At 66.3% G+C, this 26,992-nt stretch carries 26 protein-coding genes and 1 pseudogene; 3 read left to right on the forward strand and 24 right to left on the reverse strand.

Annotation, left to right across the window (positions count from 1 at the left end; all coding sequences use genetic code 11):
• Positions 1–16: 16 nt before the first annotated feature.
• The 11 genes and pseudogenes from AC52GN_RS08545 to AC52GN_RS08595 form a co-directional block, all read right to left on the reverse strand.
• Positions 17–1,234 (reverse strand): M50 family metallopeptidase, encoded by a 1,218-nt coding sequence (locus AC52GN_RS08545; RefSeq protein ID WP_496526780.1) that lies wholly within the window; start codon positions 1,232–1,234, stop codon positions 17–19.
• A 15-nt stretch (positions 1,235–1,249) separates the two neighbouring features.
• Complete coding sequence (gene dxr, locus AC52GN_RS08550; RefSeq protein WP_496526781.1) at positions 1,250–2,446, reverse strand: 1-deoxy-D-xylulose-5-phosphate reductoisomerase; 1,197 nt, start codon at positions 2,444–2,446, stop codon at positions 1,250–1,252.
• Positions 2,443–3,261 (reverse strand): phosphatidate cytidylyltransferase, encoded by an 819-nt coding sequence (locus AC52GN_RS08555; RefSeq protein ID WP_312218650.1) that lies wholly within the window; start codon positions 3,259–3,261, stop codon positions 2,443–2,445. Before AC52GN_RS08555 ends, dxr begins: the two co-directional genes overlap by 4 nt.
• Before the next feature lies 1 nt (position 3,262).
• A complete protein-coding gene (gene uppS, locus AC52GN_RS08560; protein ID WP_496526782.1) occupies positions 3,263–4,021 on the reverse strand; it encodes a polyprenyl diphosphate synthase in 759 nt (252 codons plus the stop codon).
• Between the two features lie 34 nt (positions 4,022–4,055).
• Complete coding sequence (gene frr, locus AC52GN_RS08565) at positions 4,056–4,613, reverse strand: ribosome recycling factor (RefSeq protein ID WP_496526783.1); 558 nt, start codon at positions 4,611–4,613, stop codon at positions 4,056–4,058.
• A 40-nt stretch (positions 4,614–4,653) separates the two neighbouring features.
• Positions 4,654–5,392 (reverse strand): annotated as a pseudogene (pyrH, locus tag AC52GN_RS08570) (UMP kinase).
• Between the two features lie 138 nt (positions 5,393–5,530).
• On the reverse strand, positions 5,531–6,469 hold the full coding sequence (tsf, locus tag AC52GN_RS08575) for a translation elongation factor Ts (protein WP_338578516.1): 939 nt from the start codon (positions 6,467–6,469) through the stop codon (positions 5,531–5,533).
• A 102-nt stretch (positions 6,470–6,571) separates the two neighbouring features.
• The gene (gene rpsB / locus AC52GN_RS08580) at positions 6,572–7,420 is read right to left on the reverse strand and encodes a 30S ribosomal protein S2 (RefSeq protein WP_291774577.1); all 849 of its coding nucleotides are present in this window, start codon (positions 7,418–7,420) and stop codon (positions 6,572–6,574) included.
• Between the two features lie 228 nt (positions 7,421–7,648).
• Entirely contained in the window at positions 7,649–8,014 is a 366-nt protein-coding gene (locus AC52GN_RS08585) for a GFA family protein (protein WP_496526784.1), read from the reverse strand.
• On the reverse strand, positions 8,014–11,469 hold the full coding sequence (dnaE, locus tag AC52GN_RS08590; protein ID WP_496526785.1) for a DNA polymerase III subunit alpha: 3,456 nt from the start codon (positions 11,467–11,469) through the stop codon (positions 8,014–8,016). Before dnaE ends, AC52GN_RS08585 begins: the two co-directional genes overlap by 1 nt.
• Positions 11,470–11,699: 230 nt before the next feature.
• Positions 11,700–12,341 (reverse strand): response regulator transcription factor, encoded by a 642-nt coding sequence (locus AC52GN_RS08595; RefSeq protein WP_496528791.1) that lies wholly within the window; start codon positions 12,339–12,341, stop codon positions 11,700–11,702.
• 199 nt (positions 12,342–12,540) lie between these two features.
• Between AC52GN_RS08595 and AC52GN_RS08600 the strand changes: the two genes are divergently transcribed.
• Positions 12,541–12,912 carry a hypothetical protein gene (locus tag AC52GN_RS08600; protein ID WP_291774565.1) on the forward strand — a complete coding sequence of 124 codons (372 nt, stop codon included), beginning with the start codon at positions 12,541–12,543 and terminating at the stop codon, positions 12,910–12,912.
• On the opposite strand, the gene AC52GN_RS08605 is transcribed toward AC52GN_RS08600, so the two are convergent.
• From AC52GN_RS08605 to AC52GN_RS08620, 4 genes are read right to left on the reverse strand one after another with little or no spacing between them, the layout of a single operon-like run.
• Positions 12,909–13,652 carry an ABC transporter ATP-binding protein gene (locus AC52GN_RS08605; RefSeq protein WP_343829582.1) on the reverse strand — a complete coding sequence of 248 codons (744 nt, stop codon included), beginning with the start codon at positions 13,650–13,652 and terminating at the stop codon, positions 12,909–12,911. The two genes, AC52GN_RS08600 and AC52GN_RS08605, sit on opposite strands and share 4 nt — an antisense overlap.
• Entirely contained in the window at positions 13,645–14,958 is a 1,314-nt protein-coding gene (locus AC52GN_RS08610) for a lipoprotein-releasing ABC transporter permease subunit (protein WP_346521680.1), read from the reverse strand. The genes AC52GN_RS08605 and AC52GN_RS08610 overlap by 8 nt, the downstream gene beginning before the upstream one ends.
• Positions 14,955–16,271, reverse strand: coding sequence for a proline--tRNA ligase (proS, locus tag AC52GN_RS08615; RefSeq protein ID WP_291774555.1), 1,317 nt, complete (start codon positions 16,269–16,271; stop codon positions 14,955–14,957). The genes AC52GN_RS08610 and proS overlap by 4 nt, the downstream gene beginning before the upstream one ends.
• A gap of 60 nt (positions 16,272–16,331) precedes the next feature.
• On the reverse strand, positions 16,332–16,598 hold the full coding sequence (locus AC52GN_RS08620; protein WP_291774553.1) for a DUF1467 family protein: 267 nt from the start codon (positions 16,596–16,598) through the stop codon (positions 16,332–16,334).
• A gap of 73 nt (positions 16,599–16,671) precedes the next feature.
• Here AC52GN_RS08620 and AC52GN_RS08625 point away from each other — a divergent pair, with 73 nt between their 5' ends.
• Positions 16,672–17,031 carry a 5-carboxymethyl-2-hydroxymuconate Delta-isomerase gene (locus AC52GN_RS08625; RefSeq protein WP_343829580.1) on the forward strand — a complete coding sequence of 120 codons (360 nt, stop codon included), beginning with the start codon at positions 16,672–16,674 and terminating at the stop codon, positions 17,029–17,031.
• A 1-nt stretch (position 17,032) separates the two neighbouring features.
• Positions 17,033–17,452 carry a GFA family protein gene (locus tag AC52GN_RS08630; RefSeq protein WP_346521685.1) on the forward strand — a complete coding sequence of 140 codons (420 nt, stop codon included), beginning with the start codon at positions 17,033–17,035 and terminating at the stop codon, positions 17,450–17,452.
• Positions 17,453–17,455: 3 nt separating this feature from the next.
• Here AC52GN_RS08630 and AC52GN_RS08635 read toward each other — a convergent pair whose 3' ends face one another.
• From AC52GN_RS08635 to AC52GN_RS08675, 9 genes are read right to left on the reverse strand one after another with little or no spacing between them, the layout of a single operon-like run.
• The gene (locus AC52GN_RS08635) at positions 17,456–17,794 is read right to left on the reverse strand and encodes a DUF3088 family protein (RefSeq protein WP_025977378.1); all 339 of its coding nucleotides are present in this window, start codon (positions 17,792–17,794) and stop codon (positions 17,456–17,458) included.
• A complete protein-coding gene (locus tag AC52GN_RS08640) occupies positions 17,794–19,470 on the reverse strand; it encodes a ribonuclease J (RefSeq protein ID WP_496526786.1) in 1,677 nt (558 codons plus the stop codon). Before AC52GN_RS08640 ends, AC52GN_RS08635 begins: the two co-directional genes overlap by 1 nt.
• Positions 19,471–19,476: 6 nt before the next feature.
• Positions 19,477–20,271: a type III pantothenate kinase gene (locus AC52GN_RS08645; RefSeq protein ID WP_312218667.1), complete on the reverse strand. Its 795-nt coding sequence runs from the start codon at positions 20,269–20,271 to the stop codon at positions 19,477–19,479.
• Positions 20,268–21,011 carry a biotin--[acetyl-CoA-carboxylase] ligase gene (locus AC52GN_RS08650; protein ID WP_496526787.1) on the reverse strand — a complete coding sequence of 248 codons (744 nt, stop codon included), beginning with the start codon at positions 21,009–21,011 and terminating at the stop codon, positions 20,268–20,270. The genes AC52GN_RS08645 and AC52GN_RS08650 overlap by 4 nt, the downstream gene beginning before the upstream one ends.
• 6 nt (positions 21,012–21,017) lie before the next feature.
• Positions 21,018–22,460, reverse strand: a complete 1,443-nt coding sequence (gene nuoN, locus AC52GN_RS08655; protein WP_496526788.1) for an NADH-quinone oxidoreductase subunit NuoN — start codon at positions 22,458–22,460, stop codon at positions 21,018–21,020.
• Positions 22,461–22,467: 7 nt separating this feature from the next.
• Positions 22,468–23,955: an NADH-quinone oxidoreductase subunit M gene (locus AC52GN_RS08660; RefSeq protein WP_291774534.1), complete on the reverse strand. Its 1,488-nt coding sequence runs from the start codon at positions 23,953–23,955 to the stop codon at positions 22,468–22,470.
• A gap of 5 nt (positions 23,956–23,960) precedes the next feature.
• Complete coding sequence (gene nuoL, locus AC52GN_RS08665; protein WP_496528792.1) at positions 23,961–26,039, reverse strand: NADH-quinone oxidoreductase subunit L; 2,079 nt, start codon at positions 26,037–26,039, stop codon at positions 23,961–23,963.
• A gap of 14 nt (positions 26,040–26,053) precedes the next feature.
• The gene (gene nuoK / locus AC52GN_RS08670; RefSeq protein WP_291774531.1) at positions 26,054–26,362 is read right to left on the reverse strand and encodes an NADH-quinone oxidoreductase subunit NuoK; all 309 of its coding nucleotides are present in this window, start codon (positions 26,360–26,362) and stop codon (positions 26,054–26,056) included.
• Positions 26,362–26,988: an NADH-quinone oxidoreductase subunit J gene (locus AC52GN_RS08675; protein WP_291774529.1), complete on the reverse strand. Its 627-nt coding sequence runs from the start codon at positions 26,986–26,988 to the stop codon at positions 26,362–26,364. Before AC52GN_RS08675 ends, nuoK begins: the two co-directional genes overlap by 1 nt.
• Between the last annotated feature and the right edge of the window lie 4 nt (positions 26,989–26,992).

Below are 26,992 nucleotides of genomic sequence, written 5' to 3' on the forward strand. Positions count from 1 at the left end.
GGGGGCTGGCGTCGGCTCACGAGACGAGCCCGCCGAGGAATTTGAAGAGATTGAGCTTCTGCAGATCGTTCCAGGTCGCGAACAACATCAAACCCGCCAGCAAAGCAAGACCGACCCGATATCCCGCTTCCTGAACACGGGCGGCCATCGGACGGCGCGCCACGGCTTCATAGGCGTAGAACAGCAGGTGCCCCCCATCCAGAACGGGAATGGGCATCAGATTAAGAAAGCCGATTCCGACCGAAAGTATGGCCGCGAAGCTCGTCAGCGTCAGCAACAGATTGCGGACAATGGCCCAGGGCTCGGGATTGGCCGCCACGGCGGCGTTGGTCAGGGCGCCCGAAGCCTTGGCGATGCCCAACGGGCCGCTGAACTGGTCGCCCGACTCGCGCCCCGTGAAGATGCGGCCGATATAGGTCAGGGTCGTGTTCAGGATGGCGCCGGTTTCGCGCACCCCCTGCCCCACGGCCGCGACGGGGCCATAGCGGACGTGGCGGATCTCATTCCGGTTCGAACCCAGGGCCAGGCCGATGCGGCCGACGGTGACCCGACCGGCGATGCGATCCGTTTCGACCCGGCGTTCCGGCGTGGCCGTCAGTTGCACAGCCCGGTCCCCGCGCTCCACGGTGAAGCGCACCGGATCGCCGCTGCTCAGGGCCACGACGCGCGTCACCTCGCCGCCGTCGGAGATCAGCTTGCCGTTCACATGGGTGATCAGATCGCCCGGCAGGAAGCCCGCCTGCGCCGCCGGCGACTGAGGCTGGACCTCCATCACCCGCGCCGGGCGCAATTCGACGCCCACCAGGCTGAACAGCAGGGTGAAGATGAAGATGGCCAGGACGAAGTTGGCGAACGGCCCGCCCGCCACGACCAGGGCGCGCTGCCACAAAGGCTTGAAATAGAGGTAGTCACGCTCCGCGCCCGATCCGTGCTCGGCCGTCACGGCCTTTCGCAACGCTTCCAGTCCCGCGCGATCCGGAACGCCGGTCGCATCCAGATCGCCGGAAAACTTCACATAGCCGCCCAGCGGCAGCCAGCCGAGCCGCCACTCGACGCCATGTTTGTCAGTCCGGCGAAAGATCGCGCGCCCGAAACCGATGGAGAAGCGGTCCATCTTCACCCCGAAGGCGCGCGCCGTCAGGAAGTGGCCCAGCTCATGCACCGTCACGACAAGCGTCAGCACGAGCAGGAACGGCACGACATAGGTCAGAACCTGGCTGATCACGCCTATCATGCCGTTCGTATCTCCTCAGGCCGCGATGTTCAGCGATGCGATGACGTCGCCCGCGATCCGTCGCGCCTCCGCATCGACCGCCAGGGCCGCGTCGCAGGCATCGTCGGAACCGCAAGACACGCCCGCGCCCGTCGCCTTCTCAAGGGTGTCGGCGACGACTGCGGCAATATTGAGAAAGCCCAGCCGCCGGTCAAGGAAAGCCAGGGCCGCCACCTCATTGGCCGCGTTGAACACGATGGGGGCCGAGCCGCCCGCCGCCAGGGCCTCGCGCGCCAAGCGCAGGGCCGGAAACCGTGTCTCGTCCGGGGCCTCGAAGGTCAACCGCCCCAGGGCCGCCAGGTCCAGCCTGGGCGCCGGCCAGGCCAGACGGTCCGGCCAGGACAGGGCGCAGGCGATCGGCGTCCGCATGTCCGGCGCGCCCATCTGGGCCAGGGTCGAACCATCCACATATTCCACAAGGCTGTGGATGATCGATTCCGGGTGGACGACCACATCGACCCGGTCTTCCGGCATGTCGAACAGATAGGCGGCCTCGATCAGCTCCAACCCCTTGTTGGCCATGGTGGCGCTGTCGACCGAGATCTTGGCGCCCATGCTCCAGTTCGGATGGGCCACAGCCTGTTCCGGCGTGATCCGCGTCATGGCCGCGCGCGGCAGGGTGCGGAACGGCCCCCCAGAAGCGGTCAGAACCAGCTTGGACACCCGCTCCGGCGCCTCGGCCGGAAACACCTGGAAAATGGCCGAATGCTCGGAATCCACTGGAATCAGCCGCCCGCCGCTTCGTCGGACCCGCTCGATCAGCGCCGGGCCGCAGCAGACCAGGCTTTCCTTGTTCGCCAGAGCCAGGGTCGCGCCCGTCCCCGCCGCCGCCCACGCCGAGCGCAGGCCCGCCGCGCCGACGATGGAGGCCATGATCCAGTCGGCAGGCCGCACGGCCGCCTCAACGATGGCGTCCGGCCCGGCCGCCGCCTCGACCCCGGTTCCCGCCAGGGCGTCGCGCAGTTCGTTCAAGCGCGCCGGATCGGCCGTCACGGCGATGCGCGGCCGCCACCGGCGGGCCTGTTCAGCCAGACGGGCGATGTTGGCGCCCCCGGTCAGGGCCTCGACCTCGAACGCGGCCGAGCCAGCCGCTTGCGCCTGCTCCATCAGGTCCAGGGTCGACGAGCCGACCGATCCGGTAGACCCCAGAACAGTGACGCGCCGCGCGATCATGCCGCCCGCTCCAGCATCAGGACGATCAGACGCCCCGCCGACACCACCACCACGGCGAACATCAGGCCATCAACGCGGTCCAGCAGCCCGCCGTGGCCGGGAATCAGGTTGCCCGCGTCCTTGACCCCGAAGCGCCGCTTCAGCGCCGATTCCCACAGGTCGCCGCCCATGGTGGCCAGGGCGGCCGTCAGACCCAGAACCCCGCCCCAGAAGGCGTTCAGCAGCCCCATGTCCAGCCAGCCCGCCATGGCGGCGCCGGCGATCATCCCGGCGGTCAGCCCGCCGATGAAGCCCGACCAGGTTTTGTTCGGCGAAAAGCGCGGCCACAGCTTGGGCCCGCCGACGAAACTGCCGACCAGATAGGCCAGGATGTCGGCCGACCAGGCCACGGCGAAGACCAGCACCGTCCAGTACAGCCCCTGCACCTCGTGCAGGTCGCGCAGCCAGATCAGCAGGATGCAGGGCCAGCCGAGGTAGAGCACCCCATAGGCCGTATCCAGCAGGGACTCGCCGCGCGTGCGGGCGAACAGGCCCGCCGCCAGGGCGCCGAACACCATCAGCACCAGGGCCAGGGAAATCTGTCCGACATGGGCCGCGATCACCGCCACGACCAGGGCCAGGGCTACGCTGACCCCGATCGGCCGCCAGAGGTTCGGCGCGCACATCCGCGCCCACTCGAAGGCCAGCAGCACCGCCCCCGCGACCACCAGGGCGCAGAACCAGTCGCCGCCCGCCCAGGTCGCCAGGACCGCCGCCGGCGCCAGCACGACCGCCGAGGCGGCGCGCAGAGCAATATCCCGAGGCTTCAACGCCATATCAGCTCGCCGCCTCGCCATAGGCCGCGTCCATGACCTCGCGTCCGCCGTAGCGACGCTCGCGGCAGCCGAACTGGGCGACAGCCTCGGCCAGGGCTTCGGCTCCATAGTCGGGCCACAGGATCTCCTGGAACACCATCTCGGCGTAGGCGGCTTCCCATAGCAGGAAGTTGGACAGACGCTGCTCGCCCGACGTCCGCACGATCAGATCGACCGGCGGCGCGCCTGCGGTCGAGAGGCCGGCGCCCAGCGCCTCTTCGTCCACGACCACCTCCTCGCCCGCACGGGCGCGATCGACCAACCGCTGAGCGGCGTCGACCAGATCCGCCCGCCCGCCGTAGTTGAAGGCCACCTGCAGCAGGAATTTCTCATTGTGCGCCGTCTGGGCCTCGGCTCGCGCGACGATGGCGGCGATATCGTCCGGCAGGCCCTTGCGACGGCCCAGCACCTTCACCCGCACGCCTGCGGCGTCCAGCCGGTTCAGGTCGCTGCAGACAAAGGCGCGGACCAGGCCCATCAGGTCGGACACCTCATCCGCCGGGCGGCTCCAGTTCTCGGTCGAGAAGCCGAACACCGTCAGGCATCGCACGCCCAGTTCGGGCGCGGCCTTGATGGTCCGGCGCAGGGCCTGGACCCCCTCGCGGTGGCCCACGGCGCGCGGAAGGCCCCGCCGCTGCGCCCAGCGGCCGTTGCCGTCCATGATCAGGGCGACGTGACGAGGCCCCTTTGCAGGCGCCGTGGCGACGGGCTCGGCCGACATATGGGACCTTCCTTGGACAGGTCTGACGACGTCGTCAGACCTGCATGATTTCGACTTCCTTGGTCTTCAAGGTCTCGTCGATGCGCTTGATGGCGGCGTCGGTGTCCTTCTGGACCTCGGCTTCCATCTTCTTCTGTTCATCCTGGCTGATCTCGCCGGCCTTTTCAGCCTTCTTCAGCTCGTCGTTGGCGTCGCGGCGCACGTTGCGTACGGCGATCTTCTTGTCCTCTGCGTATTTGCCGGCCAGCTTGACTAGGTCCTTGCGGCGCTCCTCGGTCAGCGGCGGGATCGGAATGCGCAGGGTCTGGCCGTCCACGACGGGATTCAGGCCCAGGCCGGCGGCGCGGATCGCCTTCTCAACCGAGACCACCATTCCCTTGTCCCAGACGCTGACCGAGATCATGCGCGGCTCGGGCACGCTGATGGCCGCCAAGGCCGTCAGGGGCGAGGTCGCGCCATAGGCTTCGACCACGACCGGCTCCAGCAGTCCGGCGTTGGCGCGCCCCGTGCGCAGGCCTGCGTAGTCATCCTTCAGCGCGGCGACCGACTTGTCCATTCGGTCGCGGAACGTCTTGAGATCGGGTTTGGCCATGGCGAATATCCTTGGTCCTGTCGTTGAATGGCGAAGCCGCTCAGGCGGGCTTGTTGGTGATGACGGTGAAAGTGCCCTGCCCCGTCAAGGTCTTGTGCAGCGAGCCTTCCTCACAGAATCGAGAAGACCACGATCGGAATGCCGCTGTCTCGCATCAGGGCGATGGCCGAGGCGTCCATGACGCGCAGGTCCTTGGCCAGAACATCCTGATAGGTCAGCGTGTCATAGCGGGTGGCCGTCGGGTCCTTCTTCGGATCGGCGGTATAGACGCCGTCGACGCTCGTGCCCTTCAGCAGGGCGTCGCAGCCCATTTCAGCGGCGCGCAGGGCGGCGCCGGAGTCCGTGGTGAAGAAGGGGGCGCCCACGCCCGCAGCGAAGATCACCACACGGCCCTTTTCCAGGTGACGCAGGGCGCGGCGGCGGATGTAGGGTTCGGCGATCGCGGCCATCGGAATGGCGCTCTGGACCCGCGTGTCGACGCCGATCTTCTCCAGCGCGCCCTGCATGGCCAGCGCGTTCATGATGGTGGCCAGCATGCCCATGTAGTCGGCGTTGGCGCGGTCCATGCCCTCGGCGGCCTTGGACAGGCCCCGGAAGATGTTGCCCCCGCCGATGACCAGGCAGATCTCGACGCCCTGGCGCGCCACGGCGGCGACGGCGGCGGCGACCACGTCCACGGTCTTCATGTCGATGCCGTAGGGCTGATCGCCCATCAGCACCTCGCCCGAGACCTTCAGCAGGACGCGCTTGTAACGAAACTCGGAGGGGGCGTCGGGCATGGTCAGGGGTCCGTGGATACAGGGAGTTGGCATCCGCGCGAGGTGAATCGGCGGCTCATCATAGACGAAGGGCGCGTCAGCCTTCAAAGCCGAACGCGCCCTTTTGAAATTTCTTCCCTTTCGGGAAGAGGTTTCGAGTTAGTTGCCGCCCGTCATCGAGGCGACTTCCGACGCGAAGTCGGGGGATTCGACCTTCTCGACGCCTTCACCCAGCGCCATGCGGACGAAGCCCGCCAGCTTCAGCTCGGCGCCCAGCTCCTTGCCGGTGTTGGCGACCAGTTGTTCGATGGTCACGTCCGGGTCCATGACGAACGGCTGCTTGGTCAGCACCACGTCCTTCTGGAACTTGGCGATCTGGCCCGAGACGATCTTCTCGATCATGTTTTCCGGGCGGCCTTCTTCCTTGGCCTTCTCGATCAGGACAGCGCGTTCCTTCTCGATCGCGGCCGGATCCAGGTCCGAGGTGTCCAGCGCCAGCGGAGCCGTGGCCGCCACGTGCATGGCGATCTTGCGGCCCACTTCGCGCAGGGCTTCCTTGTCGCCGGCGCCTTCCAGTGCGACCAGCACGCCGATGCGGCCGACGCCCGGCGACACCGCGTTGTGGACGTAGGTCGAAACCACGCCTTCACCGACCGACAGGCGAGCCGCGCGACGCAGCTGCATGTTCTCGCCGATGGTGGCGATCAGGTTGGTGACTTCGTCCTGAACCGTCTTGCCGTTTTCCAGGGTCGCGCCGTGAATGGCGTCGACGCCCTCGTGGTGCAGGCCCAGTTGAGCGAATTCCTTCGCCGCCGACTGGAACAGGTCGTTGCGGGCGACGAAGTCGGTTTCGGCGTTGAACTCGATGGCCGAGGCGACTTCGCCCTTGCCGTCTTCGCGCACGGCGACGGCCACCAGGCCCTCGGCGGCGACGCGGTCGGCCTTCTTGGCTGCCTTGGACAGACCCTTGGCGCGCAGCCAGTCGATGGCCGCTTCGATGTCGCCGTTGTTCTCAACCAGCGCCTTCTTGCAGTCCATCATGCCGACGCCCGAACGCTCGCGAAGCTCCTTCACGAGGGCGGCAGTGATCTCGGCCATGTCTTTCTCCTGAAATTCAAAATGGGCGGCCGGACTGTTTAGCCCGGCCGCATGTCAAGTTGACGTCGGTCCGGCGCGCGGCGGCGCCGGAACGCTTCGTCCTTAGCCTTCGACCTTCTCGGCCTCGGCGGCGACCAGCTCTTCAGCCGCGCCTTCGGCGCCGGCCGGAGCGGCTTCAGCCTCGGCTTCAACCACGACGGCTTCGCGCAGGGCCGGCTCGACCGGAGCTTCCGAAGCGCCCAGGTCGATGCCCTGAGCGGCAGCGCCGGCGGCCAGGCCGTCCAGGACGGCGTCGGCGATCAGGTCGCAGTAGGTCTGAATGGCGCGGGCGGCGTCATCGTTGCCCGGCACCGGATAGGTGATGCCGTCCGGATCCGAGTTGGTGTCCAGGATGGCGATGATCGGGATGTTCAGCTTGCGGGCTTCCTGGATCGCGATCGCTTCCTTGTTGGTGTCGATCACGAACATGATGTCCGGCACCGAACCCATGTCCTTGATGCCGCCCAGCGACAGTTCCAGACGGTCCTTCTCGCGCTGCAGGGTCAGCAGCTCTTTCTTGTTGCGGCCTTCGCCGCCGCCTTCAACGATGCCTTCCAGTTCGCGCAGGCGCTGGATCGAGTTGGAGACGGTGCGCCAGTTGGTCAGGGTGCCGCCCAGCCAGCGGTTGTTCATGTAGTACTGGGCGCAGCGCGTGGCGGCTTGCGCGACCGGATCGGCGGCCTGACGCTTGGTGCCGACGAACAGCACGCGACCGCCCTTGGCGGCCACGTCGCGCACGGCGACCAGGGCCTGGTGCAGCAGCGGCATCGTCTGCGACAGGTCGATGATGTGGATGTTCGAGCGCGAGCCGAAGATGTAGCGGTCCATCTTCGGGTTCCAGCGGTGCGTCTGGTGGCCGAAGTGAGCGCCGGCTTCCAGCAGCGTACGCATCGAGAATTCAGGCAGAGCCATGATCGTGTTTTCCTTTTTCCGATCAAACCTAGCGCGGGCGGTTAAAAGGATCGGCTGATCCCTCGGAACGGTGCAGGCCGGGATGTCTCCCCGGACCGCGCCACGCCCACGTGCGAAGTGCGCCGCGCATATAGGCGAAAGGCCTGAAAAACACAAGCGGCCGAACAACATGGCCGCATCAGGCGCCGCGAGCCCGATGTCATCTCGCGAGCCGACGTTCCGGCCGGATCAGAAGCTGCGGCCGTCCACGCGCTGGGCGGCCCAATCCCACGGCTCGACGTCGGTCAGGGTGCGGATGTTGATCGCCGCCACCTCGCCGCCGTCCGGCGCCACGCCGTAGCCGAAGGGCTGCACGCCGCAGGTCTTGCAGAAGCGGTGATCGATCTTGTGCTGATTGAAGAAGTAGGACGTCGTCTCGCCCTCTTCCTTCGTCAGGCGAAAGGCCGAACGCGGCGCGAACGCCAGAACGAACCCCTTCCGGTAGCAATGGGAGCAGTTGCACTCGACCAGTCCATCCAGCCCGACATCGACCTCATAGGCCACCGCGCCGCAGTGGCAGGACCCGGCATGGGTCTTTACGCTCGTCTCGCTCATCAGGCGTCCTCCAGCATCACCACCCCCGGCGCCGATTTCAACGCGCCGCGCAGCGCCGCGTCCAGCCGGTATCGTCCGGGCAGCTTGATCTCCACCTCGGTGCGGCCGCCCAGCGTCGCCTGCAGCCACACCTCGCCGCCCTTGCCCTGCGCCCGCGCCCGATCCAGCCGCGCCTTCAGCGCCTCGGCGTCCGCCGACTGGGCCGACAGGACCACCCGCAATCCGATCTGGGCGTCGTCCAGCAGCACGTCCATGCGGCTGGCGTCGTCGCCGAAGAAGCGCACCTCGCCGTCAGCCGCCTTGGCCCGCACCTTGACCAGGACAGAGGTTCCGACCTCCAGAACCTCGCGGCACCGCCGCAACTGTTCCGGCGGGAACAGGCACTCGAACTCGCCCGTCGGGTCCGAGAAGGTGACGAAGGCGAATTTCTCGCCGGTGCGGGCGCTGGCCCGTTCCTGGCGGCGGCGCACCACACCGGCCATCTGGAAGGCTTCGTGCCCCGCCTCGGCCAGACCTTGCGCCTCAGCCACGAAGGTCACGCGCTTGCGTTTCAGGGCCGGCGTCAGTTCCTCGAGCGGATGCCCGGACAGGTAGAAGCCGACGGCGTAAAGCTCCTGATCCAGCTTGTCCGGCCCGGCCCACGGCTCCATGCTCTTCAGGCGCGGCCGGGCGGCGGCGGCCTGATCGGCGCCGAACAGGCTGACCTGGGACGAAGCGCGCTCCGCCGCCACGCTCTGGCAATAGGCCATCAGCACATCGGCCTGTTCGAACAGCTGACGGCGGTTCGGGTGGATGCTGTCGAAGGCTCCGGCCCGCGCCAGACCTTCCAGCGCCCGCTTGTTCACCGCCTTGGGGTCGACCCGTTCCAGGAAGTCAAAGATGTCGGCGAACGGCCCGCCCGTCTCGCGCACCTCGATGACGTGTTTCATCGCCTCAAGGCCCACGTTGCGGATGGCGCCCAGCGCATAGAGCACGCTGCCCTGCCCGTCCTTCCACGACACGTCGAAGTCAGCGGACGAACGGTTGATGTCCGGCGCCAGCACCGGAACCTCGAATCGGCGGCAGTCCTGATAGAAGACCGCCAGCTTGTCCGTATTCGACAGATCGAGGCTCATCGAGGCGGCGAAGAACTCGACCGGATGATTGGCCTTCAGCCAGCCCGTCTGGAAGGAGATCAGCGCATAGGCCGCCGCGTGCGACTTGTTGAAGCCGTAGCCCGCGAACTTGGCCACCAGGTCGAAGATGGAGCCGGACTGGCTCTCCGGCACGGACTTCTCGGATGCGCCCTTGACGAAGCGCGCCCGCTGGAAGTCCATCTCCTCCTTCTTCTTCTTGCCCATGGCCCGACGCAGCAGGTCGGCCTCGCCCAGGCTGTAGCCCGCCAGGATCTGGGCGATCTTCATCACCTGTTCCTGGTAAATGATGACGCCGTAGGTCTCGGTCAGCACCTCCTTCAGGCTGGGGTGCAGATAATCGACCTCGGCCCGGCCGAACTTCCGGTCGATGTAGGTGTCGATCATCTCCATCGGCCCTGGCCGGTAGAGGGAGATCAGGGCGGTGATCTCCTCGATCGAGCCGCAGCGCATCTTGCGCAGGGTGTCGCGCATCCCCTGCGATTCCAGCTGGAACACCCCGACCGTCTGGCCCGAGGCCATCAACTCATAGGTCTTGGGATCGTCCAGCGGCAGCAGGTTCCATTCCGGGGCCGCCCCGCGCCGTTCCAGATAGCCCTTGGCCCGGTCCAGCACCGTCAGCGTCTTCAGGCCCAGGAAGTCGAACTTCACTAGGCCCGCCGGCTCGACCCACTTCATGTTGAACTGACTGGCCGGGATGGTGGAGCGCGGGTCCTGATACAGGGGCACCAGCTCCGTCAGCGGCCGATCGCCGATGACGATGCCCGCCGCGTGGGTCGAGGCGTTGCGGTAGAGGCCCTCAAGCTCCAACGCCGTCTCCAGCAGCGCCTTGACCGAAGCCTCGGCGTCGCGCGCCTCGCGCAGACGCGGCTCCAGGTCGATGGCCTGGGCCAGGGTCACCGGGTTGGCGGGGTTGGCGGGCACCATCTTGGCCAGACGATCCACCTGGCCCAACGGCATCTGCAGCACCCGACCGACGTCGCGCAGCACGGCGCGCGCCTGCAAGGTGCCGAAGGTGATGATCTGGGCCACCCGGTCCTTGCCGTAGTGGTCCTGAACGTAGTCGATGACCTCTTCGCGCCGCTCCTGACAGAAGTCGATATCGAAGTCGGGCATCGATACGCGTTCCGGGTTCAGGAAGCGCTCGAACAGCAGGCCGAACCGCAAGGGGTCCAGATCGGTGATGGTCAGCGACCAGGCGACCAGGGAGCCCGCGCCCGAGCCCCGTCCCGGTCCCACCGGGATGTCATGCAGCTTGGCCCATTTGATGAAGTCCGACACGATCAGAAAGTAGCCGGGGAACCCCATCTGCTGAATGATCCCGACCTCCCACTCGAGGCGGTTCCAGTAGTCCTCCTCGGGCGCATAGGCCTTGTTCTTCTCAAGGCGCGCCTTCAGCCCCTCGCGCGCCTGATGCGCCAGTTCATCAGCCTCGGAACGGCCCGCGCCGGTATCGAAACGCGGCAGGATCGGCTTGTGCGTCTTGACCAGGAAGGCGCAGCGGCGGGCGATCTGAATGGTATTGTCGCAGGCCTCGGGCAGGTCGGCGAACAGTTCGCGCATCGCCCCGGCCGACTTGAACCAGTGCTCGCCGGTGACGCGGCGGCGGTCCTCCTGGCCGGTGAAGGCGCCGTCGGAGATACAGAGCAAGGCGTCATGCGACTTCGCCTGGGCGGCCTTGGCGTAATAGACATCGTTGGTCGCAACCAAAGGCGCGTCGTTGGCGTAGGCCCATTCGACCAGACCGCCCTCGGCCACAGTCTCGCTGGACAGGCCATGGCGTTGCAGTTCGACATAGAAGCGGTCGCCGAAGACCCGCTTCATCTCCGCCAGGGCGATGGCGGCTTCGGCCGGCTTCTTCTGCACGAACAGGGGATCGATAGGACCGTCCGGTCCGCCGGACAGCAGGATCAGTCCCTCGGACTTATCCACAATCTGCCCCCAGGGCACGCCCGGTTCGGCCATCTCGCCCGCGTCGAGGTAGGCCGACGACGACAGGGCGCACAGATTCAGCCAGCCCTGTTCGTTCTGGGCGATCAGCACGACCGTCGGGGTCTTGGCCCAGCGCTGGGCGACCTGTCCGCCGATGTCGAGCACCGGAAGGGCGCAGGCGACAATGGGTTGGACGCCCGCATCCTTGGTCGCCTGGCTGAACTCCAGAGCTCCGAACAGGTTGGCGCGGTCGGCCACGCCCACCGCCGGCATCCCAGCATCGGCGGCCATCTTGCCGATCTTGCCGGCCTTGATCGCCCCTTCCAGAAGCGAATAGGCGCTGCGGACCCGCAGATGGACAAAGCCCTGACTGTTCACCGCATCCGCCAATCGAAAACTCCGCATCGCAGCGCCAGATCATACCGGCGCGTGATCATCATGCAGGGAGTCGCCCGCTGGGGCGCGGTCACGTCACCAGGAACGCCGCCTGCCAGACCATCCAGACGAAGCCGCCGCAGGACGCAAGCGACAGCAGATCCCTCACCCAACGCGTCATTGATTTTATCCCCAGATCAAATGTTGCCCATTTGTTCTATGTTGCCTCTTTGTTCTCGTCAACCTCAATTCGCGAGGAAGCCGAGGCGCGTCAGGGCCGAGGCCAGGGCGGCCGAGTTGGGGGACTGGGTCTTGCGCAGCAGGCTGGCCCGGAAGAACTCCACCGTGCGCGGGCTCAGCGCCAGGTTCTGGGCGATCTGCTTTGTGGTCAGGCCTTCGACCAGCATTTCGGCGACCTGACGCTCGCGGCGAGTGAAGGTCAGTTCCTCGCGCGCCGGCGCAGTCTTCAAGGCCTCGGCCCCGCGACGCAGGGCGCGGACCAGGTCATCGACCGTCGCCGGCTTGGGCAGGACATCGTCCACGCCCAGACGCATGGCGTCGACCGTCGTCCGCACGTCCACGAAGGCGCTGACGATGATCACCGCGTGACGGTTCAGCGCACAGAAGGCGGCGACCAAATCCAACCCTTCGACGCCCGGCATCTTCAGATCGGCGACGATGCAGGTCGGATCGGCGTCTGAAGCCCACATGAGGGCGTCAAGCGGTTCATGGAAGCCGACCGCGGAGAAGCCCGCCTCGCGCACGGCGAGCAGGGTCACCTCCAATAGAGCGCGGTCATCGTCGATGATGGCGATGTCAGAAATAGCGCCCCCACCCCTTTCTGAAGCCTGTTCATTTCGACCGCCGTCCACGCCATCACGCATCATGTCGCCGAAAGTACGCAAGGCTCAGCCGCAGCAAAACCTCGTAGTCCCACGCAATTGATCGCCCAAGACTCATGGGCGATCCATACCCCCGATACGCCGATATCAACCAGGAAGGCCCGCCATGCTGCAAAGCGCCGTTTTCCTGACTCGCCCCCCATCAGGATTCATCGGCAGCACGCGATGGCCGGCGTTGATCGACATGAGACGCGACCAGGCGCGTTCGCTGAGCCTGGCGGGGGCTGCGGCCGCTGTCGATGACGTGATCATCTACGCCGTGGAGGGCTCGGCCGACTCCGTGGACGGCTTCCTGCAACTGCTGGGCGTCAGCCCGTGCGAGACGGAGCCGATCCAGGCGTGGCGCCAGGAGGTTCGCTTTCGCTTCCATCGCGTCCTGGCGCTCTCGCACCCGCCCCTGACGTGCGAGGAAGCCGCAGCCCTGCGTCGGGCGCTTGACGCCGACAACCCGGCCTATGGCGAGATACCGGCCTTGCTGGCGGCCGCCGCTCTGCGCTGGTCGATGCTGGCCTATCGCACGCCGTTGCAGGCGACGACGCGGCTCATCGCTTCCTAGTAGGCGTGGCTTTCGGCCGCGCGCTGCTCCAGGTGCCCGTCCTTCAGGGCGAAGACGCGGTCCATGTGGCCCGCCAGCTCCATGTTGTGCGTGGCGATCAGGGCGGCGACGCCCGTGGTCTTGGCCAGTTCACGCAAGGCCTCGAACACCGCCTGACTGGTGGCGGGGTCCAGATTGCCGGTCGGCTCATCGGCCAGCAGCAGGCGGGGGCTGTTGGCCAGGGCGCGGGCGATGGCGACGCGCTGCTGCTCGCCGCCTGACAATTGCGCGGGCTGGTGTGTCACGCGCTGCCCCAGGCCGAGCGCCGTCAGCTGCGCGGTGGCGCGACGACGCGCCTCCCCTTCCCGCACGCCCGCGATCCGCATCGGCAGAGCCACGTTATCCAGAGCATCAAACTCCGGCAGCAAGTGATGGAATTGATAGACGAAGCCGATGCGATGCAGACGCAGACGCGTCCGCGCCCGCTCATCGAGCCCGCCGACATCCTCGCCGTCGATCAGCACCTGGCCGCTGGTCGGGCGCTCCAACAGGCCCGCCGCGTGCAGCAGACTGGACTTGCCCGAGCCGGACGGTCCGATCAGGCCGACGACCTCGCCGGGCATGACGTCCAGATCGACGCCCTTCAACACAGTCAGCCCGCCCTGGGCCGTCGGATAGGTCCGCGTCACCCCGCGCAGCGACAGGATGGCGCCGTTCGTCTCGGCGGCGACGGCGGGCTTCTTCTTCAGCAGCCTATTCAAAACGCAGGGCCTCCACCGGATCGATGCGCGACGCGTTCCACGACGGCGGCAGGCTGGCCAGGCAACTCATGAAGAAGGAGAAGACGGCGACCCAGGTCACGTCCCACGGATCGACCTTGGCCGGAACGGAGTCCAGCATATAGACGTCGGCGTTGAACAGCTGGACGCCCAGCAGGCCTTCGAGGAAATGCTGGATCGCGCCGATATTCCAGCAGAACAGCAGCCCCAGCACCAGGCCCGCGATCGTGCCGCCGATGCCGATGGCCGCGCCCGACATGAAGAAGATGCGCAGGATGGACGACTGGCTGGCGCCGACGGTGCGCAGGATGGCGATATCGCGCGTCTTGTTCTTCACCAGCATGACGATGCCGCTGATGATGTTCATGGCGGCGATGGCGACCACCATGCCGAGGATGATGCTCATGGCCACGCGCTCGACCTTCAGCGCGCCCCAGATGGCGGCCTGACGGTTGCGCCAGTCGGTGACGACGCTGCCCGGCCCGGCCGCGCGCTGAACCGGCGTCAGCAGGTTCTCGACCAGGTCGGGTTCCGCCACCTTCATCTCGATGACGTCCCAGACGCCGTCCTTGCCGAAGAACAGTTGCGCCTGCTCCAGCGGCATGAAGATGAAGGCGCGATCATAGTCCGCCGCCCCCGAGGTGTAGATTCCGCCGACGATATAGGTCTTCTCCAACCCGCCCAGATTGCCGAAAGCGCTGTCGGCTCCGGTCGGGGAGTAGATGGAGATGGGATCGCCCTCGCGCAGTCCCATCTGCTCGGCCAGGCTCTTGCCGACCAGGACCTGGTCGCCGCCGTATTCGCCCTTGCCGAAGCTTTCGCGCGCCTCGGAGCTGAGGCTGTCATAGACGAACTTGGTTGAGATCAGGTCCTGCGGACGCACGCCGCGCACGATGCCGCCGGTGGCCGCCCCACCCGCGCGGAACATGGCGGGGTTCTCGATCAGAGGCGTCACCGCCACCACGCCCGGCACATCGGCGATCCGCTTCAGCGCCGCGTCGCGATCAGGCGCATAGAGCACCGGTCCCTGAACATACATATGGCCGTTGAACGACAGGATCCGGTCCATCAGCGTGCCGCGAAAGCCCGCCATGATGCTCATCACGCTGATCAGCACGGCGACGGCCAACATGATGCCGATGAAGCTGATCATCGCGATCAGCGCCACCCCGCCCTGCTTGCGCTTGGCGCGCAGGTAGCGGAGCGCCAGCCCGATCTCCCAGCTGGAGAACGGGCCGGAGGCCTTCGAGGCAGGCGGCGGAGCGGAAGCCGTCGCGGCGTCGGTCATTTCGTGAGCAGCTCCAGGGCGGCGTCCAGCGACAGGCTCTGCTTCTCGCCGGTGGCGCGGCGCTTCAGTTCGACCACGCCGTCGGCCAGGCCCTTGGGTCCGATAGTCAGTTGCCACGGCACGCCGATCAGGTCGGCGGTGGCGAACTTGCCGCCCGGACGTTCGTCGGTGTCGTCGTAGAGGACGTCCTTGCCCAGGGCTTCCAGGCGGGCCACGGCGTCTTCACAGGCGGCCGAGACGGCCTCGTCGCTGGCGCGCAGATTGATCACCACTACGTCGAACGGGGCGACCGAGTCCGGCCAGATGATGCCGCCTGCGTCATGGCTGGCCTCGATAATGGCGCCCAGCAGGCGCGACACGCCGACGCCGTAGCTGCCCATGTGGACTTCAGTGTCCTGGCCGTCCGGCCCGGCCACCTTGGCCTTCATCGGAACCGAGTATTTGGTGCCGAAGTAGAAGATGTGGCCGACCTCGATGCCGCGCGCCGACAGACGGTCGCCTTCGGCCGTCTGAGCCTCGAACTGGGCCGCATCGTGCATTTCCTCGGTCGCGGCGTAGAGAGCCGTGCGTTCGTTGAACACGCCCTCCAGTTGCTCGACGCTGAGGTTGTGGCCCGGCGCGGCCATCTCGACCAGCTTGCGGTCGCAGAACACCTCGCTCTCACCCGTTTCGGCCAGGACGATGAACTCGTGGCTCAAGTCGCCGCCGATGGGGCCGGTGTCGGCGCGCATCGGCACCGCCTTCAGGCCCAGCCGGGCGAAGGTGTTCAGATAGGCGGCGAACATCCGCTTGTAGGCGATGCGGGCCGAGGCCTCGTCCAGATCGAAGGAATAGGCGTCCTTCATCAGGAACTCGCGGCCGCGCATGACGCCGAAGCGCGGACGGCGCTCGTCGCGGAACTTCCACTGAATGTGGAAGAGGTTCAGCGGCAGGGATTTGTACGACTTCACGAAGCCGCGGAAGATGTCGGTGATCATCTCCTCATTGGTCGGTCCGTAAAGCAGTTCGCGCTCGTGGCGGTCGGTGATGCGCAGCATCTCCGGGCCATAGGCGTCATAGCGCCCGGACTCCCGCCACAGGTCCGCCAGCTGCAACGTCGGCATCAGCAGTTCGACGGCGCCGGCCTTCGTCTGCTCCTCGCGGACGATGTTCTCGATCTTGCGCAGCACCCGCAGGCCCAGCGGCAGCCAGGCGTAGATGCCGGCGGCCTCCTGCTTGATCATGCCCGCGCGCAGCATCAGCTGATGCGACACGATCTGGGCGTCGGAGGGGGCTTCTTTCAGGATCGGCAGGAAGTAGCGCGACAGGCGCATGGGAAGATTCTCGGCAAATTCAGTCAGGCCCGAGGTTTAACCGGGCGAAGGGGGCGAAAGCTAGAGCGCGTTGGCGTGGGTGATGTCGGGCACCGGGGTCCAGCCGATCCAGACGACGGCGACGATGACGAGCCAGACGATGATCGACACCCAGGTCGTGGTGATGAATTTCTTCTTGAGGTTCGGATTCTTCGGCGCGCCCCACTGGGTCCCGTCCGTCGGCGGATCCTTGATCTGATCAGACATCCCCAGCGGCAGAATCGCGAACAACACGATCCACCACACCGTCAGAAAGGTGGCGACCAGGGTGAAGGGGCCAAGGGGCATCGTCTCTAAAGTCCGTTCATCGCAATCATCGTCACGGCGCGATAAGAGAGGCTCCGCAACAAGGACGCCCTGAATGCCACAGATTACGCTGGAACACTCCACCCATTTCGACGCGACCGACTGGCGCGCCCTGGCGCTGGAGATTCATCGCCTCTGTGTCGACACGGTCGGCGCGACGACCCAGGCCTGCAAGACGCGCATCGTGCGCTGCGAAAACCTGATCATCGCCGACGGCGATCCGGCCCAGGCCATGGTCCACTGCGATCTGCGCATCCTCAGCGGCCGCACCCAGGAACAGAAGACCGCCCTGGGCGAAGCCGTCCAGGCCGCGCTGCTGGCCGGAGTCGCGCCTTATGAAGGCCCACGCCAGATCTCGGTCGAGATCGGAAACCTGGACCGCGACAACTATCGCAAGACCACGCTGGGAGGCTGAGATGTCGACGTCGGAAACCAGAGAAGGCGGCTGCCACTGCGGTGCTGTGCGGTTTCGCGTCACGCTCAGCGACGGCTTGAACACCGCTCGTCGCTGCACCTGCTCCTATTGCCGTATGCGGGGCGCGGTGGCGGTCTCGAGCGCGCTGGACGGTCTGTCGATAACCCAAGGGGAAGAGGCGTTGTCGCTCTATCGCTTCAACACCGGCGCAGCCTCGCACTGGTTCTGTCGCCATTGCGGGATTTACACCCATCACCAGCGTCGCTCGAACCCGCAGCAATATGGGATCAACGCCGCCTGTCTCGACGGCGTAAGCCCCTTCGATTTCGCCGAAGTTCCCGTGATGGACGGTCAGGCCCACCCCAGCGACACGGGCGTTTCCCGGCTCGCCGGCGTCCTCAGATTCGAACCGCGCGACTGATCCTTACGGATGCGGCCGCCCGATGCCGTAACGCGCGGCCCAGTAGGGCAGGATGTCGTCATCCTGCAGAAAGCGCGCGCCCGTTTCCTCGCTGACCTGGGCGTCGGGCCAGTCGAACTCGCCGTCCAGGACCAGAAGGGGGCAGCTCTGGTTCGCCTCCCCCACCTCGGCGATCACGGCCGGGCGCGGACGCGGGTGATCCAGATAGGTCACGGTCAGGTGCTCGCGCAGGCGCGGATACAGGCCCAGCACGCCTTCGATCCGCGCGCCCGGCGGACAGAACCACGGCCCGCCCTGATCGTCGAACCAGTCTGGGTTCAATAGATACAGACGATCCGCCATCAGAGCCTCAGCACCACGGTTTCGACGATCGGACGACGGTCCCAGATCTGCTGGCTGGCCTTCTTCAGGGTCCGGCTGACGGCCTGTTCGATGACCATCTCGTCTTCCAGCGCCTCGCCCTTCAGGCCGCGCACCGTGTTCTCGACGCGCTCGGCCATGTCGTCCAGCACATCGCCCAGCGGACGGTCCACGTCGCCGGGCAGGCCGATGCCCCGCACGTCGATGTCGCTGGCGATCCGCCCGCGCTTGTCCAGGGCGAAGCTGACGATCAGGATGCCGTTGCTGGCGGCGTGCTTGCGCTCACGCAGAGCCTCCCCGCCTTCCTCGACCAACATGCCGCCGTCGACGAACAGACGGCCCGAGGGCACTTCGTCGATGATGGCGGCGGGTCCAGGGGCCAGACGCACCATGTCGCCGTTGCGCGGCGTCACCGTCTCCGGCACCTGCATGTCCTTGGCCAGATTGCCGTGCTCGATCAGGTGACGGCGCATGCCATGGGTCGGCACGGCGATCTGCGGCCGGGCCCACTGATACATCTGACGCAGTTCGTCACGGCACGGGTGGCCCGAGACGTGGATGCCGGGGTGATCCTTCTCAGTGTAGATACGGATTCCGCGCTCAGCCATCTTGTCCTGCAGGCGGCCGATGGACAGTTCGTTGCCCGGGATGACGCGCGACGAGAAGATGCAGTGATCCCCCTGCCCCAGCTTGACGAAGGGATGCGTCCCTTCGGCCACGCGCGACAGAGCCGCTCGCGCCTCGCCCTGGCTGCCGGTGCACAGATACAGGATCTCGTCCGCCGGCCAGATCTTGGCCTCCTGTTCGGACAGGAAGGGCTTGATGTCGTTCAACATGCCGACCGACTTGGCGGCGGCGGTGATGCGGTGCATCGAGCGACCGGCCAGCGCTACGCGGCGACCGGCGGCCTCGGCGGCGCGGATCACGCTGTCCATGCGCGCGACGTTGGAGGCGAAGCAGCCGACGGCGACCCGGCCCTTGAGGCCCTGGATCAGCTCGGCCAGCTTGACCTTCACCTCGCCCTCGGACCCGGCGACCCCGTCGACGAAGACGTTGGTGGAGTCGCACACCATGGCCAGGACGCCCTCGTCGCCCAGCTTCTGGATGAAGTCGACGTCGGTGCGCTCGCCCACGACCGGATCGTTGTCGATCTTCCAGTCGCCGGTGTGCAGCACCGTGCCCAGAGGCGTCTTGATGGCCAGGCCGTTCGGCTCGGCGATCGAGTGGGTGATGGTGACGTAGGTCACCTCGAACGGGCCCAGATCCACCGTCGAACCCAGCGGCGCCTCGATCAGTTCGACATCTTCATAGATGCCGGCGTCGCGCAGCTTCTCGCGGATCAGGAAGGCGGTGAAGGGCGTGGCGTACAGCGGCGCCTGAATGCGCGGCCACAGCCAGCCCAGGGCGCCGATGTGGTCCTCGTGCGCGTGCGTCAGCACGATGCCCAGGATGTTCTCACCTTCCAGGAAGGTCGGATCGGGCACGATCACGTCCACGCCCGGCGTGGACTGGTCGCCGAAGGTCACGCCCACGTCGACGATGATCCATTTGCGATCGTGCGCCGGGCCGAAGCCATAGGCGTTCAGGTTCATACCGACCTCGTTCGAGCCGCCCAGCGGCAGGAAGACGAGTTCGTCGTTTTGATTGTTCTTAGTCATACGGCCTTACAGATGGGAGTTCCGCCGCCAGATTTCGAGTAGGCCGCGGATGGTCAGGTCCGGATCAAACCGGTCGATAGAGTCGGTAGCGCCCTCGAACAGGGAGGCGACGCCGCCGGTGCCGATGACCGTCATGGGCTTGCCCCACTCGGCCTTGATACGGTCCACCAGCCCTTCGATCAGAGCGATATAGCCCCAGAAGACGCCAGATTGCATGGAGGTGACGGTGTCGCGCCCGATGACGGTCTCGGGGCGCTGAATGGCGATGCGCGGCAGCTTGGCCGCAGCCTCGTGCAGGGCCTGCAGCGACAGATTGATGCCCGGCGCGATGAGGCCGCCCTCAAAGGCGCCCTCGCCCTTGCCGTTGGCGCCCGAGACGACGTCAAAAGTGGTCGCCGTGCCGCTGTCGATCAGCAGCAGGTCGCCCTCATAGGCCTGAAGCGCGCCGATGGCGTTGACCAGGCGGTCGGCCCCGGCTTCGCTGGGTTTGTGGATGCGCACCTCAATGCCCAGTTCGACATTCTCGCCGATCACCAGGGGTTCGACGGTCAGATAGCGTCGCGCCAGGTTGCGCAGGTTGAAGATCGACTGCGGCACCACGCTGGAGATGATGCAGCCGTCCATGTCGGCCATGGTGAGGCCGTGGCCGCGCATCTCGAACAGCTGGTGCAGCCAGACGGCGTATTCATCGGCCGTGCGCATGGGATCGGTGGCGGTGCGCCACTGGAAGATCCACTCCTGGCCGTCGTGGACGGCGAAAAGCGTGTTCGTATTGCCTTGCTCGATCGCCAGCAGCATCAGGCGGTCTCTCCGAAGAAGACGTCGCCGGCGGAGATGACCCGCAGGCCTCCGTCCGGCAGTTTCAGACGCAGGGCGCCGTCGGCCTCGAGGCCGTCGGCGATCCCGCTCAGGGTTTCATGGCTCAGCCGCGCCGTGCACGGCCCGAACAGTCCCGGCGTCCGCGCGACCCAGGCGTCCAGCACCGGCTGAAAGCCCAGACGCGTCCAGCGTTCCAGCCAGACGTCGAAGGTTTCGGCCAGCGCCTTCGCCCCCTCCATCGACGGAGCGGCAGGCACGTCGTGACGCAGATGCTCGGCGATGCAGGTAGTGGGACGCTCGGTCCCTTCGGGCGCATGGGACAGGTTCACGCCGATGCCGACCGCCAGCCACAGGCCGCCGGACGGCGCAGGACCGGATTCGATCAGGATGCCGGACGACTTGCGCCCGTCCAGCAGGACGTCATTGGGCCATTTGATGCTGACCAGCGCGGGCGGGACATAGCGGTCCAGCAGATCGGCCACCGCCAGGGCGGCGGCGAAGGTCAGCTGCGCCGCCTCGGCCGGAGAGCGGTTCAGCGTCAGCAGCAGGGTCGCGGCCAGATTGCCGTCCCGGCTGTCCCAGGCGCGGCCGCGACGGCCCCGCCCGGCGGTCTGACGCCAAGCCGCGATCCACAGCGGCCCGGCCTCGCCCGCCTCGGCGCGACGGCGCGCCTCGGCGTTGGTGGAGTCGGTCTCTTCGAGGATCAGGACCGGAGCCGCCAAGGCCCCTTATCCGATCCCGACGCCTGCCGCCGCCGCGCGCGTCAGCGGCTCCAGCCAGACGAGAGCCAGAAGCACCACGGGGAAGCTGAAGGCCGCAGCCGCCCAGCCGATCCACTGGGCGCCGGCCGGCGCCTTGTCGGTCGTCACGTCGAAGTCCGGCGTGTCGAACCACATCACCTTGATGATGCGCAGGTAGTAGAAGCCCGCCACGACCGAGGCCACCAGCCCCGCCGCGCCCGCCATCCAGTACCCGGCGTCGGCGGCCGCGCCGAAGACATAAACCTTGCCCCAGAAGCCCGACATCGGCGGAATGCCGATGGCCGACAGCGACAGGATCGTCAGGGCGACGGCCGTCAGCGGGCGGTCCTTCTTCAGACCGGCCAGATCGGCGATCTTGCGGATCGGACGACCATTGCGGCTCAGCGACAGCAGGATGGCGAAGAAGCCGATCTGGTCCACGACATACAGGGTCATGAACATCAGGGTCGCCTGAACGCCGACCTGCGTGCCCGCCGCGACACCGAGCAGGGCGTAGCCGATGTTGATGATGGACGAATAGGCCAGCAGGCGCTGGATGTCCTTCTGCATCAGGCCGCCGAAGGCGCCGACGGCGAAGCTGATCAGCGAGATCAGGATCACCACCTGGGCCCACTGGGCATGGGCCAGGCCGAAGCCTTCGACCAGCACGCGGATGATCAGCACCATGGCCGCCACCTTGGGCGCGGTCGAGAACAGGGCCACGACCGGCGTCGGGGCGCCTTCATAGACGTCCGGCGTCCACATGTGGAACGGCGCGGCCGAAACCTTGAACGCCAGGCCGCAGATCAGGAACACCACGCCGAAGATCAGACCCGGACCGGGGTTGGCGCTGGCGAAGGCGGCGATGTCCTCGAACCGCATCGAACCGGCGAAACCATAGATCAGGCTGGCGCCGTACAGCAGCAGGCCCGACGACAGGGCGCCCAGGACGAAATACTTCAGACCGGCTTCCGAGGCCTTCAGGTCGTCGCGGCGATAGGCGGCCAGGACGTAGAGGGCCAGGGAGTGCATCTCGATGCCGATGTAGAGCGAGATCAGGTCGCCCGACGACGCCATCATCCCCATGCCGACCGAGGCCAGCACGATCAGGATCGGATATTCGAACTTGGCGATGTTGTTGCGATGCATCCAGCCGTCGCCCAGCACCACGGCCACAGCGGCGGACAGGAAGATCACCGCCTTGCCGTATACGGCCAGCGGATCGGCCACATAGGCCCCGTTGAAGGCCGCGCCCAGCGGGCCGACGGCGGCTAGAGCCGTCGCCGCCAGCAGCAGCAGCACCGACAGGCCCGAAACCAGGCGCGTCGACTTCTCCCCGGCGAAGGCGCCGAGCATGAGCAGCACCAGGCCGCCGACCGCAAGGGTCAGTTCCGGGGCCGAGAGATGAAGGGCGGAAGACAGATCAGTCATTATGCTCTCACCCGCCGATGGCTGCGCGATAGGCGGTCGTCAGGGCCTCAACGCTTGGCCCGGTGTAATCCAGAACGGCGTTGGGATAGAGGCCCAGCCAGATGGTGCCGACGATCAGGGGCACGAAGATCAGCAGCTCGCGCTTGTCGATGTCGGTGATGCTTTCCAGCGCCGGATTGGTGATCGGGCCGTACATGACGTTGCGGAACAGCGTCAGCGCATAGACCGCCGAGAAGATCACGCCCGAGGCCGCGATCAGGGCCGTCCAGGTCGAGACCTGATAGGCGCCCGTCATCGTCAGCACTTCGCCGATGAAGCCCGAGGTGCCCGGAAGGCCAACGTTGGCCATGGTGAACATCAGGAAGATGGCCGCATACCAGGGCATCCGCGCCGTCAGGCCGCCGTAGAGGGCGATCTCACGGGTGTGCATCCGGTCGTAGACCACGCCGACGCAGAGGAAGAGCGCGCCCGAGATCAGGCCGTGGCTCAGCATCTGGAAGACGGCGCCCTGAACCCCGGTGTCGTTGCCGGCGAAGATGCCCATGGTCACGAAGCCCATGTGAGCGACCGACGAATAGGCGATCAGCTTCTTCATGTCCGTCTGACGGAAGGCGACCAGCGAGGTGTAGACCACGGCGATCACCGACAGGGCGAACACCAGCGGCGTGAACATCTGCGACGCCAGCGGGAACATCGGAATGTTGAACAGGATGAAGCCGTAGCCGCCGAGCTTCAGCAGGATGCCGGCCAGAATGACCGAACCCGCCGTCGGCGCCTGAACGTGGGCGTCGGGCAGCCAGGTGTGCACCGGCCACATCGGCATCTTCACCGCGAAGGAGGCGAAGAAGGCCAGCCACAGGATCGGCTGCACCGAGGCGTCGAAGGCGTACTGCTTCAGCTCCGGAATGCTGGTGGTGCCCGTCGTGTGCGCCATCCACAGCATGGCCAGCAGCATCAGGACGGAGCCCAGCAGGGTGTAGAGGAAGAACTTGTAGGCCGCGTAGATGCGGTTGGCGCCGCCCCAGATGCCGATGATCAGATACATCGGCACCAGGGTGCCTTCGAAGAAGATGTAGAAGAGGAACAGGTCCAGCGAGGTGAACACCCCGATGACCAGCGTCTCCAGGATCAGGAAGGCGATCATATATTCGACGACGCGCGTCTCGATCGCCTTCCAGCTGGCCACCACGCAGATCGGCAGCAGGAAGGCCGTCAGCAGGACGAACAGGATGGAGATCCCGTCCACGCCCAGGTGATAGCTGGCCCCCGCAAACCAGGCGTAGTTCTCGACGAACTGATAGGCCGGGTTCGACGGATCGAACTGCGCGACCAGCAGGACGGACACCGCCAGCACCACCAGGGTGGTGACCAGGGCGATCCAGCGGGCGGCCGGGGCCGCGGCGTCCTGACCGCCCTTGTTCAGCAGGCGCGCGACCAGGATCGCGGCCGCGCCGAGAAGCGGCAGGAAGGTGACGATGCTCAGAATGTGAGGCACGAGGCTCAGGCTCCCCACGTGAAGATGGCGAAGGCAAGGAACGCAGCCACGCCGATCAGCATCACGAATGCATAGAAGTAGACGAAACCGGACTGGAACCGGGACAGCCAGCCGCCCGACTTCAGCGAAGCCCAGGCCGCGCCGTTCGGGCCGAGGCCGTCGATGATCTTCACGTCGCCGATCTTCCAGAAGAAGTCGCCGATCGCCTTGGCGCCCTTCACGAAGACGGCGTCATACAGCTCATCGAAGAACCACTTGTTGTAGAGGAAGGTCCACAGCGGGCCCTTGCGGTCGGCCATCTGCTTGGCCGCGCCTTCCTTCACGACATACAGCCAGTAGGCGATGGCCGTGCCCAGCAGCGTCACGATCAGCGGCGCCCACTTCACCCAGGTCGGGACGTTGTGGCTTTCGTGCAGGACGTGGTTCTCAGCCCCGACGAAGATGGCGCCGCGCCAGAACTCGGCCTCATGATGGCCGATGAAGTGCGGGGCGAAGATCATGCCCGCAAACACCGCGCCGACCGACAGCGCCAGCAGCGGCAGCACCATGACCCACGGGCTTTCATGCGGCTTCAGCGGACCATGGTGATGGTCGTCATGCGCGTGATCGTCGCCGTCCAGCGGCTCTGAATGGGTTTCGATCTGCGCGTGCGAAGCGTGATCGTCCGCGTGATGGGCGTGCGCGCCCTCCTCTTCCTTCCAAACCGGCTTGTTGTGGAAGGTCATGAACACCAGACGCCAGGAATAATAGGCCGTCAGCAGAGCCGCCGAGATGCCGATGAAGAAGGCGAACATGCCTGCAGCCGAATGGCCGGTCGTCGCCGCCGCATAGGCGCTCTCGAGGATGGAGTCCTTGGAGTAGAAGCCGGCGAAGCCGCCGACGCCGGGCATCCCCAGGCCGGTGATGGCGATGGTGCCGATCATCATGGTCGCATAGGTGACGGGCAGCAGCTTCCACAGGCCGCCCATCTTCCGCATGTCCTGCTCGTGGTGCATGCCGTGGATCACCGAACCGGCGCCCAGGAACAGCAGGGCCTTGAAGAAGGCGTGCGTGAACAGGTGGAACATGGCGGGCTGATAGGCGCCGACGCCCGCCGCGAAGAACATGTAGCCCAACTGCGAACAGGTCGAATAGGCGATCACCCGCTTGATGTCGTTCTGCATCATGCCGACGGTCGCGGCGAAGATGGCCGTGATCCCGCCGATGATGGCGATGAACTGCGACGCGACGGGCGCGTGCTCATACAGCGGCGACAGCAGGCAGACCATAAAGACGCCGGCCGTGACCATGGTGGCCGCGTGGATCAGGGCCGACACAGGCGTCGGGCCTTCCATCGCGTCCGGCAGCCAGGTGTGCAGGAAGAACTGCGCCGACTTACCCATGGCGCCGACGAACAGCAGCAGACCGGCCAGGTCCAGCGCCGACCAGGTGTAGCCCAGGAACTCCCAGCCCGTGCCGACCTTGCCGGCGATCATCGGGAACAGCTTGGCGAACTCGATCGTGCCGAACATCCAGAAGACGGTCATCATGCCGAGCAGGAAGCCGAAGTCGCCGACGCGGTTGACCACGAAGGCCTTGATCGCCGCCGAAGACGCCGAGGCCTTCTTGTACCAGAAGCCGATCAGCAGATAGGACGCCAGGCCCACGCCTTCCCAGCCGAAGAACATCTGCACGAAGTCGGCGGCCGTCACCAGCGCCAGCATCATGAAGGTGAACAGCGACAGATAGGCGAAGAAGCGAGGACGGCTGTCGTCGTCCTTCATGTAGCCCCAGGAATAGAGGTGGACCAGCGACGACACGCTGGTCACGACGATCAGCATGACCGCCGACATGGCGTCGACGCGGATCGACCAGTTCGACTGGAAGTCGCCGACATGGATGAACGGCGCGATGTGGACGGTGAAGGCTTCCAGCCCGCCCCAGGTCCACTGGCTGAACACGATCCACGAGACCGCGCACGAGAAGAACAGCAGGCCGGTTGTGACGGCCTGGGACGGAATGTCCCCGATCCGGCGACCGAAGAAGCCGGCGATCATGGCCCCCAGCAGGGGGGCGAAGACGCCGAGAGTGACGAGAGTCTGGATAGTCACGGTTCCGATCAGCCCTTCATCACGGAGGCGTCGTCGACCGCGATGTCGCCGCGGTTACGGAAGAAGGTCACGAGAATGGCCAGGCCGACAGCGGCCTCGGCCGCGGCGACCGTCAGGACAAACATGGCCATCAGCTGACCCGACACGTCGTTCAGGTGCGTGGAGAAGGCCACGAAGTTGATGTTCACCGCGAGCAGGATCATCTCGACCGACATCAGGATGATGATGACGTTCTTGCGGTTCACGAAGATGCCGAACACGCCGATGGTGAACAGCATGGCGGCGACCGCCAGATAGTGGTGGAGCGAGATATCCATCACAGAAGCTCCTCGGGGGTGACGCCCTGGCCCGTGGTCACGGACTTGATCTCGACAGCCTTGGCGCGTTCGCGGTTGGCTTGCGCCGCCAGATCCTGACGATGCACGCCCGGACGGTGACGAAGGGTCAGGACGATGGCGCCGATCATGGCGATCAGCAGAACCACGCCCGCCGCCTGGAAGAAGTAGACGTAGTCCGTGTAGAGCACGCGGCCGATCGTCTCGATGTTGGTGACGTCCGGTCCGGCCGGCACCGGCGAGGCGGCGTCGCGGGCGGCTCCGCCCTGAACGACGCTGATCGACACCATGATCATCTCGGCCAGCAGCACGCCCGCCACGACGCCCGCCAGCGGCAGGTAGCGCGCGTAACCCTCGCGCAGCTTCACGAAGTCGACGTCCAGCATCATGACCACGAACAGGAACAGCACCGCCACGGCGCCGACGTAGACGACGACCAGAAGCATCGCCAGGAACTCGGCGCTCAGCAGCACGAACAGTCCGGCCGCCGAGAAGAAGGTCAGGATCAGCCAGAGAACGGAGTGCACGGGATTGCGCGCGGTCACGACCAGAAGGGCGGAAACCACGGCGACCGTCGCCAGAAGATAGAAGGCCAGGCCTTGCAACATGTGC

The organism is Brevundimonas sp. SS2672 (genome assembly GCF_059579685.1).